The sequence below is a fragment of the Vibrio sp. SG41-7 genome (genome assembly GCF_014164465.1).
Taxonomy (GTDB): Bacteria; Pseudomonadota; Gammaproteobacteria; order Enterobacterales; family Vibrionaceae; genus Vibrio; species Vibrio splendidus.
Genome location: NZ_JACJFF010000023.1, coordinates 1 through 13,711 on the forward strand (window position 1 = coordinate 1; position 13,711 = coordinate 13,711).

11 protein-coding genes and 1 pseudogene are annotated in these 13,711 nt (G+C 43.3%); 8 read left to right on the plus strand and 4 right to left on the minus strand.

Translation table 11 applies throughout. The features are described 5' to 3' along the window. Positions 1–119: 119 nt before the first annotated feature. A pseudogene (locus H5300_RS08660) lies at positions 120–422 on the minus strand (TetR/AcrR family transcriptional regulator); the annotation flags it as partial. A 150-nt stretch (positions 423–572) separates the two neighbouring features. Here H5300_RS08660 and H5300_RS08665 point away from each other — a divergent pair. Genes H5300_RS08665 through H5300_RS08675 form a run of 3 tightly spaced genes read left to right on the plus strand, consistent with a single transcriptional unit; the run spans position 573 to position 5,772 of the window. Then, complete coding sequence (locus tag H5300_RS08665) at positions 573–1,661, plus strand: efflux RND transporter periplasmic adaptor subunit (RefSeq protein WP_017082285.1); 1,089 nt, start codon at positions 573–575, stop codon at positions 1,659–1,661. After that, a complete protein-coding gene (locus H5300_RS08670) occupies positions 1,661–2,716 on the plus strand; it encodes an efflux RND transporter periplasmic adaptor subunit (RefSeq protein WP_054541107.1) in 1,056 nt (351 codons plus the stop codon). Before H5300_RS08665 ends, H5300_RS08670 begins: the two co-directional genes overlap by 1 nt. Continuing rightward, the gene (locus tag H5300_RS08675; protein ID WP_182795785.1) at positions 2,713–5,772 is read left to right on the plus strand and encodes an efflux RND transporter permease subunit; all 3,060 of its coding nucleotides are present in this window, start codon (positions 2,713–2,715) and stop codon (positions 5,770–5,772) included. Before H5300_RS08670 ends, H5300_RS08675 begins: the two co-directional genes overlap by 4 nt. Positions 5,773–5,971: 199 nt before the next feature. On the opposite strand, the gene H5300_RS08680 is transcribed toward H5300_RS08675, so the two are convergent. Continuing rightward, on the minus strand, positions 5,972–6,709 hold the full coding sequence (locus H5300_RS08680; protein ID WP_004730894.1) for an EAL domain-containing protein: 738 nt from the start codon (positions 6,707–6,709) through the stop codon (positions 5,972–5,974). Between the two features lie 575 nt (positions 6,710–7,284). Further along, positions 7,285–7,920 carry a hypothetical protein gene (locus H5300_RS08685; RefSeq protein ID WP_017081124.1) on the minus strand — a complete coding sequence of 212 codons (636 nt, stop codon included), beginning with the start codon at positions 7,918–7,920 and terminating at the stop codon, positions 7,285–7,287. Positions 7,921–8,205: 285 nt separating this feature from the next. On the opposite strand from H5300_RS08685, the gene H5300_RS08690 reads away from it, so the two are divergent. From H5300_RS08690 to H5300_RS08700, 3 genes are all read left to right on the plus strand, one after another. Then, the gene (locus H5300_RS08690) at positions 8,206–8,451 is read left to right on the plus strand and encodes a DUF2164 domain-containing protein (protein WP_004730892.1); all 246 of its coding nucleotides are present in this window, start codon (positions 8,206–8,208) and stop codon (positions 8,449–8,451) included. Between the two features lie 185 nt (positions 8,452–8,636). After that, positions 8,637–9,176, plus strand: a complete 540-nt coding sequence (locus H5300_RS08695) for a cytochrome b (protein ID WP_004730891.1) — start codon at positions 8,637–8,639, stop codon at positions 9,174–9,176. After that, positions 9,173–9,742, plus strand: coding sequence for a YceI family protein (locus H5300_RS08700; protein WP_004730890.1), 570 nt, complete (start codon positions 9,173–9,175; stop codon positions 9,740–9,742). Before H5300_RS08695 ends, H5300_RS08700 begins: the two co-directional genes overlap by 4 nt. A gap of 316 nt (positions 9,743–10,058) precedes the next feature. Here H5300_RS08700 and focA read toward each other — a convergent pair whose 3' ends face one another. Continuing rightward, positions 10,059–11,510, minus strand: a complete 1,452-nt coding sequence (focA, locus tag H5300_RS08705; RefSeq protein WP_182795786.1) for a formate transporter FocA — start codon at positions 11,508–11,510, stop codon at positions 10,059–10,061. A 274-nt stretch (positions 11,511–11,784) separates the two neighbouring features. Between focA and H5300_RS08710 the strand changes: the two genes are divergently transcribed. Beyond that, complete coding sequence (locus H5300_RS08710; RefSeq protein WP_017064628.1) at positions 11,785–12,690, plus strand: LysR substrate-binding domain-containing protein; 906 nt, start codon at positions 11,785–11,787, stop codon at positions 12,688–12,690. Positions 12,691–13,159: 469 nt separating this feature from the next. After that, positions 13,160–13,654, plus strand: a complete 495-nt coding sequence (locus tag H5300_RS08715) for a DUF1097 domain-containing protein (RefSeq protein WP_017079195.1) — start codon at positions 13,160–13,162, stop codon at positions 13,652–13,654. The last annotated feature ends 57 nt before the right edge of the window (positions 13,655–13,711 follow it).

The window sequence follows — 13,711 nt, forward strand, 5'->3', positions numbered from 1 at the left end:
GCTTGCAGCCCCAACCCGAGCATAAAAATATCAGAAGAATTCAATGTGGCTGGACCTTGTATTGGAGCCTATTTAGGAGGTGCATATTTTAACCCAAATCCACACAAAACGTCGAAGAGCCATAAATAGATAGTAATGTTTGGTGCGACGCCTTTTGGTAACTCTTCTACTATCTTAGCAATATAAGACTGAAAATAGGCGTGTAAACAATCGCTTATCGCATGCCAGATTTTTTCTTTGCTGCCAAAGTGGTGGCGAATAAGGCTATGCGATACACCTGCTTTCTCACTGATGTTACGAAGCGAAACGCTATCATAACCATGCTCACAGAACATATCCGCAGCAACACCCATGATCAAAAATCTCGTCTCTTCAGCGTCTTTTGCGCTTCTTCTGCCTTGTTTCTTTTCAGTCATCTTCATTTCACACATTTACCTGATTACCACATTCTACACTGTTTTTACTCAAATAAAAAATACTGCACAGGTGGAAAGTAAAGCTTGTAGGTTACGGGATTTTGAATATACTGCCCACCTGTGTAATAAATCATAATAATTAAATGGAGAGACATCATGCAGTCCAATTTGTCTATCAATGCCATATCGAGCAAGCGCATGGGAGCTGTAATTACAGCACTATTGCTCGCAGGCTCTTTGACCGGATGTAATAAGGTTCAGTCAGAAGAAACGGTTCAAGTTGTTAAGCCTGTAAAGCTGTTTGAGATTCCTTTGCAGACGGATATCGAGCTTGATAGCTTCATTGCAAAAGTGGATGCAACTGACCGTGCTGCGCTTTCCTTCCAAGTAGGAGGCGACATTGAAACCTTCGATGTTCGTATGGGACAAGAAGTGAAGAAGGGTCAGGTGTTAGCCGTATTAGACGCGACGGATTACCGTATCGCGGTTGATGCAGCACAAGCCAAATTTGATCTTGCGAATAGCCAATACAAACAAGCTTCTGAGTTGTACGCGAAAAAGTTAGTCAGTACCGATTACTACGACCAAGCCGTGAACACCTTTACTGCCGCTGACGTTGAGTTGGACCAAGCAAAAACAAACCTTGGCTACACCACCTTAGTTGCTCCATTCGATGGCGTGGTATCGATGGTGTTTGGAAAACAATATCAATTGATCGCAGAAAAGCAGCCTGTACTGAATATTTTGAATCACAGTGAGATGGACGTGACGTTTTCTATTCCAGTATCAAAGCTTGAAGATCGTTCTATTCAAGACCTAACGAGCTCAAACATGTGGGTTGTGATGGATAGCCACCGTGGTATTCGTATCCCGACTCGCTTTAAAGAGATCTCTACACAACCAGATGAAGACACCAACAGCTACCAAGCGGTTGTATCCATCGAAAAGCCGGAAGGCATCAATTTACTTTCTGGGATGACAGCGCAAGTTGAAGTTCAGAAGCATAAATCTGACTACGGTATTGGCATTGTTGATTCAGCTTGGTTAACCAAAGAAGCTGACCATGGTGAGCTATGGCGCTATAACCCTGACTCTCAATTGATTTCTAAAGTACAAGTCCTTCTTAATGAGCAAGGCAAGGTTATTGATGGATTGTCGTCTGGCGACCTTATCGTTGAAGCGGGTGTGGATGTGCTATCCGATGGACAGCAAGTTAAAGCTTGGTTACGTGAGGGTGGTATTTAATGAACCTTTCCAAATTATCAATTGTTGTCGCGTCGGCTATGTTGCTTCAAGCCTGTAACAGTGAAGCCGTACACCGTGAACAACCCCCTCTGCTAGTTTCTACCTTTGAAGTTGGCGCGCCGCTGACTGATCAATTCAGAAGTTTTAACGGTCAGGTAATGCCCGCTGAATTGACCCCCTTGGCATTTAAGCTCGCAGGCGAAATCCAACAAGTCTTGGTAGAAGCCGGTGACAACGTCGAAAAAGGCCAGCTACTTGCGACCTTAGACAACGCGACGTATCTCCAAGATCTTACTGATGCTAACTCTCAATTCAAACTGGCGAGCAAGCAGTTAGCTCGTGGTACGGAGATGTTTGGTAGCAAGATGTTGTCGCAGTCAGAGTTAGACCAACTAACGGCTAACTATAAGCTGGCATCAGCGAATTTGGCGGCTGCAGAGCGCAAGCTAAGTTACACAGAGCTTTTAGCGCCATTTTCCGGGACTGTTTCTACCGTGGACAAGCAACGTTTCGAAAACACGATACCGGGTGAAACACTATTAAGCGTGTACCAGAACGATAAGGTGTATGTACGAATTCAAGTATCAGATTCGATCTTGGCATCGATCAGTCCAGACATGCGTTCAAATAGCTATCGTCCTGAGGCGACCTTTGGCGGTCACACAGGGCAATATCCACTGACGTATTTGGAGCACACCAGTGAATTGCACCCGCAATCGCGTACCTACGAATTTTGGATGCAGATGCAACAACCTAAAAACGAAATCCTGCCGGGCACCAGCGTTACGGTGAACGTGGATATGGCGAAAGCCGGCTTGAGCGATGTTCAAGGCTACCAATTACCAATGACAACTTTAGAAGCGGGTTCTGAAGCGAATCAGTTTTATGTCTGGAAAATGGAAGACGGACAAGCATTCAAAAGCGAAGTAGAAGTCGACAAGATCAGTGGCCAAGGCGCATTAATCGCTCACGGTGTTGAGCAAGGTGATCGACTCGTAAACTCGAATCTAAGAAAACTCCGTGACGGAATCAAATTGTCAGGAAAAGCAGAATGAACATCGCAGAATATTCAATAAAAAACAAAGTAATCAGCTGGTTATTTCTCGTCATATTGGCCATTGGTGGCGTGACGTCTTTTGGTAATCTATCCCGTTTGGAAGACCCAGCTTTTACTATTAAAGATGCCATGATTATTTCAACTTACCCTGGCGCTACGTCAATGGAAGTTGAAGAAGAGCTGACTTACCCGCTTGAAAAAGAGATAAGACAGCTGCCTTATATCGACAAGATCACTTCGACCTCGTCGAATGGCATGTCTCAAATTATGGTCAGCATGAAGATGGACTACGGTCCAGACGAGCTACCACAAATCTGGGATGAAATGCGCCGTAAGATCAACGATCTACAGCCAACACTACCAAGTGGTGTTAACTCTGTTCAGATCATCGATGATTTTGGTGATGTGTTTGGCGTGATGATCATGTTGACGGGTGATGGATACGATTATGTCGAGCTCAAACAGTATGCTGATTATCTCACACGCGAAATCGAACTGGTTGAAGGCGTAGGCAAGGTAAGTATCGCAGGCGACCAACAAGAGCAATTGTTCGTTGAGATGTCACTTGAGCGTTTAGCGGCGCTGAATCTAGATATGTCGATGGTTACGTCACTGCTATCACAACAAAACAGTGTGGTATCAGCTGGTGAGGTAATGCTCAATGGCCAAAACCTAACCATCAAACCGAATGGCACTTTAAGTACGGTTGAAGAACTAGAAAACTTAATCATTCATGGCCGCGATACAGGTAACTTGATTCGTTTGAAAGATGTCGCTGAGGTAACTCGCGGTATCCAAGAAAAACCGGGCAATGTATTAACTTACAATGGCAAACCAGCAATTAACTTAGGTATTGCGTTCTCTTCAGGCGTAAACGTCGTTGAAATTGGTAACGCGCTTGATGCGGAACTTGATCGCTTAGAAAGCATTAAGCCAGCCGGTGTTGAGTTGAATTACTTCTACAACCAAGCGCAAGAAGTGGACAAGTCCGTTGCTGATTTCTTGATCAGCCTAGTGGAAGCGGTCGCAATTGTTATCATCGTACTTCTGTTCGCGATGGGCTTACGCAGTGGTTTGATCATTGGTTTGGTTCTGCTGCTGACTGTATTCGGTACGTTCATTCTGATGGACTACAACGATGTCGAACTGCACCGTATTTCACTTGGCGCATTGATCATCGCGCTTGGTATGCTGGTGGATAACGCAATTGTTGTCGTTGAAGGTATTCTGGTTGGCCTGAAAAAAGGTAAAACCAAGCTTCAAGCAGCGAAAGACATCGTGACACAAACACAATGGCCACTGTTAGGTGCGACCATTATCGCTATCACAGCGTTTGCACCGATTGGTTTGTCGAAAGATGCAACGGGCGAGTTCATGGGTTCGCTGTTCTGGGTACTGTGTTTCTCACTGTTTTTGAGTTGGGTAACAGCACTAACACTAACGCCATTCCTTGCCGAGATGCTGCTTAAAGAAGAAGACAAGGTTGATGAAAACGTAGACCCTTACAAAGGCATCTTGTTCGTTGTATTTGGTGCGTGCCTGAAAGTAGCTCTTCGATTTAGATGGCTTACCGTAGTCAGTATGGTTGCGCTATTAGCAGTTTCTGTGGTTGGTTTTGGTAAGGTGAAGCAGCAGTTCTTCCCGCCATCAAATACGCCAATGTTCTATGTCGACATGTGGATGCCGGAAGGCACTGATGTTCGTGAAACGATCAAGCAGACAGAAAAAGTCGAAAGCTACATTCGTCAACAAGATGACGTGGAGTTTGTGACAACAACGGTTGGGCAGGGTATGCAACGTTTTGCGCTGACATACCAACCAGAGAAAAGTTACGAAGCGTACAGTCAGCTGCAGGTACGAACGACTGACCGAGACACCATGTTTAAAGTCCTAGAAGGGCTAGACAAGGACTTGGCCAATAAATTTGAACAACCGACGTTCCAATTTAAACTGATTGAGTTTGGCCCGTCACCAGCTTCAAAAATCGAGGCTCGTATTAGTGGTGCCGACCCACAAATCTTGCGCAGTATTGCGGTTGAAGTAGAAGATATCTTGTTAGCGGACCCAGGCTCTCGAAATGTTCGTCACGACTGGCGTGAACGCACCAAAGAGCTCGTGCCACTGTTTAACGAATCAAAGGCTCGTCGTCTTGGTATTTCAAAGACGGATCTGTCCGAGACGTTACAAATGGCGTTTGGTGGCTACAACATCGGTTTACTGCGTGATGGTACTCATATGTTGCCTATTGTTGCGCGTTTACCTGAAGCAGAGCGTTTTGATTTTGAATCACTGAACAATGTGAAGATTTGGAGCCCATCGCTGCAAACCTACATTCCAGTTGAACAAGTGATTGATGGTGTAGAGCTTCAATGGTCTGAACCACTGATTCAACGTCGTGATAGAAAACGTACGCTAACCGTACTGGCTGATCACGATGTATTGGGTGATGAAACTCCGGCTAGCTTGTTTGCTCGTGTTAAACCAAAGGTAGAAGCATTAGAGCTACCAGCAGGTTACAACATTAGCTGGGGTGGCGAGTACGAAAGTTCGAAAGATGCACAAGAATCTCTATTTGGTTCACTGCCAATGGGTTACTTGTTGATGTTTATCATCACCATGCTTTTGTTTAACTCGCTTCGTAAGCCACTTGTGATTTGGTTTACGGTACCACTTTCTATCATTGGTGTTTCGATTGGTCTGCTAGGGACTAATATGCCATTCAGCTTCACGGCGTTCCTTGGCCTACTGAGCCTAAGCGGCATGATTTTGAAAAACGGTATCGTCCTGCTTGACCAGATCAACACCGAACTCTCAACAGGTAAAGACCCATACCTAGCGGTTGTAGACAGCGCGATCAGTCGTGTGCGACCGGTATCTATGGCAGCACTGACGACTATCTTGGGGATGATTCCCTTGGTATTCGATGCATTTTTCGGCTCAATGGCGATAACCATCATGGCAGGCTTAGGCTTTGCTACCGTACTAACGCTAATAGTAGTACCAGTGATGTTCGCTATTCTATATAGAATCAAACCGTCCACTGCGGGTTATTAGGGATTGATATAAAACAGATTCTTTTAAGCCAGCCTAGTCAATTTTGACTGGGCTTTTTTATGGGTGTGACTTGGCGATACAAGATCGTGCTAAGAGACTATAGCGTCAGCGAGCATTGCGTTAAGAAAGAGATAGGTATTAAAAAGCCGCTAACCAATGGTAAAGCGGCTTCCTGTAGAATAGAGAATAGAGGGCAGTTCTAGATTGCGAGGCGAATATCCAACTCAATCGGCTTTGGCATGGCTAAGTGATAACCTTGATACATATCGAAGCCTAAATTTTGCATCGCTGCGAGTTGTTGTTGGGTTTCTATACCTTCGATTACCGTCTTCGCACCGATTTGAGTAGCAAGCTTTAGGGCCAACTCCATTTCACTTGTGTCGCCTTGTTCAAAATCCAACATCACAGAGCGATCTATCTTGATGATATGAGGATTAATATGGCGAACCCGCTGTTCTGTTGACGCTTGTGTTCCGAAATCATCAACAGCGATTTGAAAACCATTTTCCGCTAATGAATGGGCCGCGTCTTTCAAACGTTCTTCACTCTCTACATTAAGCTCGACCAACTCCATCACAATTTGTTCGCACGATAAGTTAAGCTCATGCAGGCGTTTAGCTAGCAAGCTGTCGCTCACTTTCTCTGCAGCAAATAGCTCGCCAACATTAGGAAGAACATTCAAGAATAGGTGTAAATGACGGATAGTCGACTGTGCGAAGTTGCGTATATGAATGGCTCGGCTCAGCCTCTCGACATTAATTTTGTCTGTGCATGAGGTTTCGTCGGAATGAAAGAAGTGATCAGGGCGAACAATGGCACCTTTGCTGTTCGAAATTCGAACTAAAGCCTCTACACCTATCTGAGTCATAGAAGAATCAAATATAGGTTGGTAGACACTTCTAAGTGTTAGGTCTTGATATTTCGCAATAAACTGCATATCGGCATCCACAGATATACAGCTAATAAATTCACTTCTGTCTGATAAAATCATAGTCGCTAATAAAGGTGTTTATTTAATGACGAGAATATACGTCACGGCTGTCACAATATTGACAGGTGTTACTAAATTGTCAATTAATAAAAATTCATTTGTAACGTCAATATTTAAATTAATATAACTAACGAAAAATCAGCATGATAAATGACATTAACCATTAAATTTACTTATCATTGACCATGTTTGATAGTTTAAGTGAATCTAATGGCTGAGTAACGTCTCACATATTAATCCCAACCAATATAAGGCTAGAACGCTGATACACCAGAGAAAAGTAGGGTTAATGGCTTAAATTATGGGGGAGTGTCAAAGTTATAAAATAGATTGACTAAGCGAGTTACACAGAAATGATATCTATCTCTCAAAATCGAGACTGTGAGTCGATTGGCTATTAATAATTAAAACAGGAAGTTCGAATAATTAATGAACAGGGAATGAGTTGCCTTTTATAAAATACTGGGATGAAGGTCTAACAATTTACTTTCAATATTGAATGAAAAAGTTGACCCGTATTATCACTGCCATTGAAGTACCGCATAAAGTTGCAGATATTTACGTACTAATTGATGATTTCCTGACCGTTTTAACGGGTGGCCAAATTTAATAAAACAGGGGCTAATTTTAAAGTTAATATTCAAATCAGCGGCAAATTGAGACTCGCTCTCTCTTAGGGTGATGCCTTGTTGGCTGTATTCAGTTATCTCGTCTGGGAGTTCTCCCATCCACCAATGCAATAGTTCACCGCTGTTTTTACTTCGGGTTATCCAATGGTCGGAGACAATGATCAAAACGTCATTGGGTTGGATTGCAAATCCATACTCTGATTGCCAATTATGAATGTCCAACATCAACTTTCTACGACAAGTTTTTCCCGCGCTCACCATGTGGTGGCTGATCATCCAAACCGTTCCTATTTCCGAGGAGATTCGGAAGTGTCGAGGGGTTTCACCAGAAGAAAGCATTTCGAGCGGGCTGATGTTGCTTGCATGATTAAAGCTAACGAAGGTGTGCTCCATTCGTCGAGCAAAAGCTTTTCCTATATGGTGCTCACTGATCCCTTGATTGTGTACCGTAGGGTAGTGGCGTTCACAAAGCTTTAGGCAATCGTCTTGAAACTGGTTGACGCTTTTAATCACTAGATCTAATAACAATGAAGTCCCTTATACACAGTTACTATCTTATTGATGGGCAATAGTACGGTAATTGCAGTGCCATTACCTATCGTCAAAGTGCCAGTTCATGATCCCTCTATCAAAATTAGCCATTGAAGAGCGTTTTTATGGATAGCACTGGCGCTCTACGGGTCTGTAATCTAAATTATGAGAAATAATAGTGAGTTAGCAGGCTCATGGTGACTTAGTAAAGTTATCGATAGTTAACCTAATCTTAGTCAGCTGATCACAATTGTTCTACTTACTCTTTATTTGGACACATTCATGACCATTCAATTAGATTCGAAACAAAAGTCTGAGCTCACTCATACATTACAAAAGTACCTGCAAGATGAACTCGATGTAGATCTTGGTCAGTTCGACACGGAATTTTTGGTCGACTTCATTAGCAAAAAGTTTGGTGCGGTTTACTACAACAAGGGGATAGAAGATGCTCAGAAAGTCATGGAACGAAAAATGTTAGATATCTCAGATGAGCTCTATGAAATTGAACAAATCGTTGAAATATAGACACAGCAAGCGATTGTTCGACAAAGAAATTTGTCAATAAAGCAACTTGTTCAAAAATTTTGAATAACTTGTTTAATTTGAAATGATGTAACTAATGTAAAGCTTGGTAAATAATATGTTACACAAACTTAGTGTAGGGTACGCTTTTCAAAATTACACGACTCGTTAACATTCGGAACAGATGCATGGACAACAACGTTAAAAATTACAATCCCTTAGCAAGAGCAATGCATTGGATTTCAGCACTCGCAATATTTGGCTTATTTGGTGTAGGCCTATGGATGGTTGATCTTTCATACTACAGCGAGTGGTACAAAACAGCGCCAGACTACCACCGTTCGGTAGGCATTCTTTTGGCTACAGTTACTGTTCTCCGTTTGCTTTGGAAACTAGTTACCGCGTCACCTAAGGTAGAAGGCAAAAGTTATGAAGTTGCAGCCGCTAAGATAGCGCACGGCTTTATGTACATTAACCTAGCGGTTTTATTTATTTCAGGTTATTTGATTTCAACATCAGATGGCCGTGGGATCGACGTGTTTAATTGGTTCACTGTTCCAAGTATGGGTGAGCTATTTGAAAACCAATCGGATCTCGCAGGAACGATTCACTACTATGCTGCATGGGTACTGATCATTATGGCATCAGTGCACGCCTTAGCGGCGATAAAACACCACGTTATCGACAAAGACGATACGCTACGAAAAATGATAGGAGCTTCAAAATGAAAAAGTCAATTATCGCTACAGGATTAGCACTTGCTATGGCAATGCCTTTCGCTGCGAACGCCGCTGATTACGTGATTGATACAAAAGGTGCGCATGCTTCAGTTAACTTTAAAGTTAGCCACCTAGGTTACAGCTTTATCCAAGGTCGTTTTAACACGTTCTCAGGTGATTTCTCATTTGATGAAAGCAACGTTGAAGCGTCTAAAATAAACGTAACGGTTGATACTACAAGTCTTGATTCAAACCACGCAGAACGTGATAAGCACATCCGTAGCGGTGATTTCATCGATGCAAGCAAGTTTTCTGATGCTACATTCAACAGCACGAAAGTGGTTGATAAAGGTGACGGCAAACTTGAAGTAATGGGTGACCTTAAACTTCATGGCGTAACTAAGCCTATCGTTATCGAAGCAGAATTCATTGGTGCTGGTCAAGACCCATGGGGCGGTGAGCGTGCTGGTTTCGTTGGTACAACTCGTCTAGAGCTTGCTGACTTCAACATTCCAGTAATGGGCGCTTCAAGCTATGTAGACATGGATCTGCACGTTGAAGGTGTAAAGAAATAATCTAGCTTTCTAGTTTTCTACCTCTCTGACAGGTATCAACATTTTTTAGAAACATCAAAAGTTTGGTCGATACTAACAAGGTCAGCAGTTAGCTAGTTGGCAATAGGGAAAGTAGCAAAACCGCTAGAAATAGAGAAAGGCGCAAAGTGTTCACTTTGCGCCTTTTTTATTGAGGTAAATGGCCACGCGTTTAGGTCTGTTTTGTGTCAAACCTTTTACTGCGTCTTAAGCCACCATTTACTTCTGCCAGTCAACGTTGCCATGACTGAGTTATCTAATTGAACTACTAATCCCTAATAGTTCAACTTACGATTAGTTAAGCCGTTTCTAGTTCAGCTTGAGGAACCACGTTTAGTCGGTCACCGTAGATTGGACGTAGTGCTTGCATCACTTCAATGCGAGTTAATACACCGACCATTACGCCATTTTCTAACACTGGCAGCATATGTGGTTGGCTTACTTTCATCGCTTTTGCACGCTCTTCTAGAGAAAGAGAAGTCAGGCGAGTTGCGAAGCCCATGCTTGTCGTCGGGTACAGTTGTTCTTTATCGATGCATAGGAACTCAGCAACGTCGACTAACTTGTCGTTTGCATCGATAGCCACAACGTCACGGCTCATTAGGTCTACGACTTTCTGACCTTTTGTCGGGATGTAATCTTGGCACCAAAGGTCAACCATTACGTCGTGAACAGAGAAGATACCCACTAGACGACCTTCAACATCGCAAACAGGAGCGCTAACAAGTTGAGCGTCTAGAAGGGAATCAATTGCGACTGATGTAGGCATTTCTACGCTCAGTGTAATTGGTTGAGTGTTCATGATTTGCTTGATAGTCGTTGCTGTGTTCATAGTGATTTCCTTAACTGACGTAATTTCTGTTGTTTGTGTAATTGCTGTAATTTTTGCTGCTTTCAGCTGCGGGCGACGGTAAATGCTCCAATTGGCTAAGCCGACCACTACTGAACCACCTACAATGTTGCCGATTGTCACTGGTATTAAGTTTGCGGTGACAAATTTCATGATGTTTAAGTCTGCGTACTGCGCTGGTGTTGCACCGATTTGCATCCAGAAGCTTTCCGGGGCGAATGTTTGAATCGTGATGCCTAGAGGAACCATGAACATATTCGCCACACAGTGTTCAAAGCCTGAGCTTACGAACATTGCAACGGGTAACACGGTCATCATTGCTTTGGTCATAGCGTTCGCAGAGCTGAACGTTAACCAAATCGCTAAACACACCAATAAGTTACAAAGCACACCCAAAGCAAAAGCTTGAACAGGGCTGTGGTGTAGCTTGTGTTGAGCAATGTTCAGAGCGTTTAAGCCCCATTGCCCGCCATCCAGTTGATATAAGCCCGCTGCGCTTACCAAAGCCAATAGGAACATGGCACCGATGAAGTTACCGACGTAGACCTTGCCCCAGATAGACAGCATCTTAGTGAAGGTGATTTGCTTGTTAGCCCATGAAATGCTTGATAACACTGAACTGGTAAACAGCTCGCCACCGCAAATCACAATCAGGATTAACCCCATACTGAATGCAAGACCGCCGGCTAAACGACTCAATCCCCATCCAGCATCAGCGCTACCCGTGGTCACCGTGATGTAGAATAAAAAAGCAAGCCCGATGAATGCGCCAGCCATGATTGCCAAACTCAATGTCATGCTGCTGGTTTTATTTGCTTTGCTTAATGCAAACTTCTCGGCTTCCGCCATCATTTCTGTTGGCGAGAACAGTTGCTGATTTTCAGAAGTGCTGGTTGCCATATCCCCCCCTTGAACAATCCGTCATGTGTAATTCCTAGTGTTAATGACTTGGTTAATCCGTAATGGTTAATCAGTAATGTTTTGCAGGGCTCGTTTGTGTCCTGCCATTCCAGATTAGGGGGTTGAGGGGTAGAGGTAAAATTGATAATTTTTAGAAACCACATCAAAATTATTGATATAGATTGGGTTACGCGTAGAATGAAATTAATTGCTCATCGGCTTAACAAAAAACGAGCAGCAGGACATAAGTTATTAAAAGAATTAAGGATGAATTTTGCGTTATTCATTAAAGCAACTCGCGGTATTTGATGCAGTGGCGGATTCCGGGAGTGTTAGTCAGGCAGCAGACAAGTTGGCGTTGACTCAGTCAGCGACAAGTATGTCTCTTGCACAGTTGGAAAAAATGCTCGGCAGGCCTTTGTTTGAAAGGCAGGGCAAGCAAATGGCTCTTACGCATTGGGGCATGTGGCTAAGGCCAAAAGCAAAGCGTTTACTGCAAGATGCACAGCAAATTGAGATGGGTTTCTACGAGCAACATTTACTGAGTGGAGAGCTCAAACTCGGTGCAAGCCAAACACCAGCGGAACACCTTGTTCCTGACCTCATCAGTATTATTGATAACGACTTTCCTGAGATGCGAATCTCGCTCGGCGTGCAAAGTACCGATGCGGTTATTGATGGCGTATTAGATTATCAATATGACTTGGGTGTTATCGAAGGTCGTTGTGATGACAACCGAGTTCACCAAGAAGTGTGGTGTACCGACCATTTAACGGTGGTTGCATCGGCTCATCATCCGTTTGCGAAGCGTGAACGAGTAAGCTTGGCGCAATTAGAACAAGCAAAATGGGTATTACGCGAACATGGTTCGGGTACTCGCAAAGTTTTTGATAGCTCTATTCATCATTTAATTGGTGATCTTGATGTTTGGCGAGAGTATGAACACGTTCCTGTTTTAAGAAGTTTGGTTGCAAACGGCCCATATTTAACGTGTTTACCTTATCTCGATGTCGAACAGTTTGTTGAGTCTGGCCAATTGGTCACGTTAAATGTCCCTGAGCTTGAAATGGAAAGAACCTTGTCCTTTATTTGGCGTGCAGATATGTCTGAGAACCCACTTGCTGAGTGTATTAAGCGAGAAGGTAAACGCATGATGAAAGGCAAACCATCGGTTCTGTAAGGTAGATTTGATAAAAGACGAGGGGCTGTTGACCTTTCGTGGTTAAGTTTTGTTCGAGGTAAAATCGTTTTAGGCGCGGCGAAGAGTATGTAGCCTAGTCATTCTAAGCAAATATTCTTCAACAAAGCATAAAGCGATTTTAGCCGAACCCTTCGGGCAGCCCTTGTGGTTCATTTCTACTGCGTTATCGGCTTTTCATGTAGGCTAGCTACACGTCAAAGCCTCTGTCTTGTATAAATTTCCCACAAAGGCTGCAAAATCGACCTCGAAAGGCCAATGGCCCCTGATAACTAATTGTGTTGAATAAGCGATTCCGGTCTCCATCTGGTGATAAATGCATGTTCGCATACATTATTAATGTGATCGAGGTCGGCTAAAAAAGGGTGTTCTTCCCATAATATGCTTACTTGATTTTAAGTGAGGCTAAATCCGGTTGCGATAAATTACGTAATTAGGCTTTAGAAATAGTATGAGTACATTAGTCGCGATTTCATTAACAACAGGTATTTTGTCAGGTCTATGGGGATGGATTGCTATCTCTTTCGGCTTATTGTCATGGGCAGGTTTCTTAGGTTGCACCAGTTATTTTGCTTCGCCAACAGGCGGCGTAAAAGGACTAGCCGGTAGCTTATTGACTAACATGACAGGCGTATTCTGGGCAATGGTGATTATCGAAAGCTCAACCTTCGCAGGTTTAGAGATTTTAGGCTACATGATTACTGCTATTGTGGCTTTCTTTATGTGTATCCAAGCGAAACAAGCGTGGCTAGGTTATATCCCAGGAACCTTCATTGGTTGTTGTGCGACGTTTGCTGCAGGTGGCGATTGGCAACTTGTAGTACCATCTTTACTGCTTGGTGGTGTATTTGGATACTTGATGAAAGCAACGGGGCTATGGCTTCACGAGAAATCGACTCAATCTTCGGAAGTGGTTGAACAACACACTAAGCAAGCCAAGGCTTAATTCGTTAACCTAACCTTAATTCGTTAACCAACCTTAGCTTAGTCACTGTAAACTCTT

Bases quoted from the DNA above. Each gene is read 5' to 3' on its own strand.
- H5300_RS08665 (WP_017082285.1), top strand. From the start codon at position 573: ATGCAGTCCAATTTGTCTATCAATGCCATATCGAGCAAGCGCATGGGA.
- H5300_RS08670 (WP_054541107.1), top strand. From the start codon at position 1,661: ATGAACCTTTCCAAATTATCAATTGTTGTCGCGTCGGCTATGTTGCTT.
- H5300_RS08675 (WP_182795785.1), top strand. From the start codon at position 2,713: ATGAACATCGCAGAATATTCAATAAAAAACAAAGTAATCAGCTGGTTA.
- H5300_RS08680 (WP_004730894.1), bottom strand. From the start codon at position 6,709: ATGCAGTTTATTGCGAAATATCAAGACCTAACACTTAGAAGTGTCTAC.
- H5300_RS08690 (WP_004730892.1), top strand. From the start codon at position 8,206: ATGACCATTCAATTAGATTCGAAACAAAAGTCTGAGCTCACTCATACA.
- H5300_RS08695 (WP_004730891.1), top strand. From the start codon at position 8,637: ATGGACAACAACGTTAAAAATTACAATCCCTTAGCAAGAGCAATGCAT.
- H5300_RS08700 (WP_004730890.1), top strand. From the start codon at position 9,173: ATGAAAAAGTCAATTATCGCTACAGGATTAGCACTTGCTATGGCAATG.
- focA (WP_182795786.1), bottom strand. From the start codon at position 11,510: ATGGCAACCAGCACTTCTGAAAATCAGCAACTGTTCTCGCCAACAGAA.
- H5300_RS08715 (WP_017079195.1), top strand. From the start codon at position 13,160: ATGAGTACATTAGTCGCGATTTCATTAACAACAGGTATTTTGTCAGGT.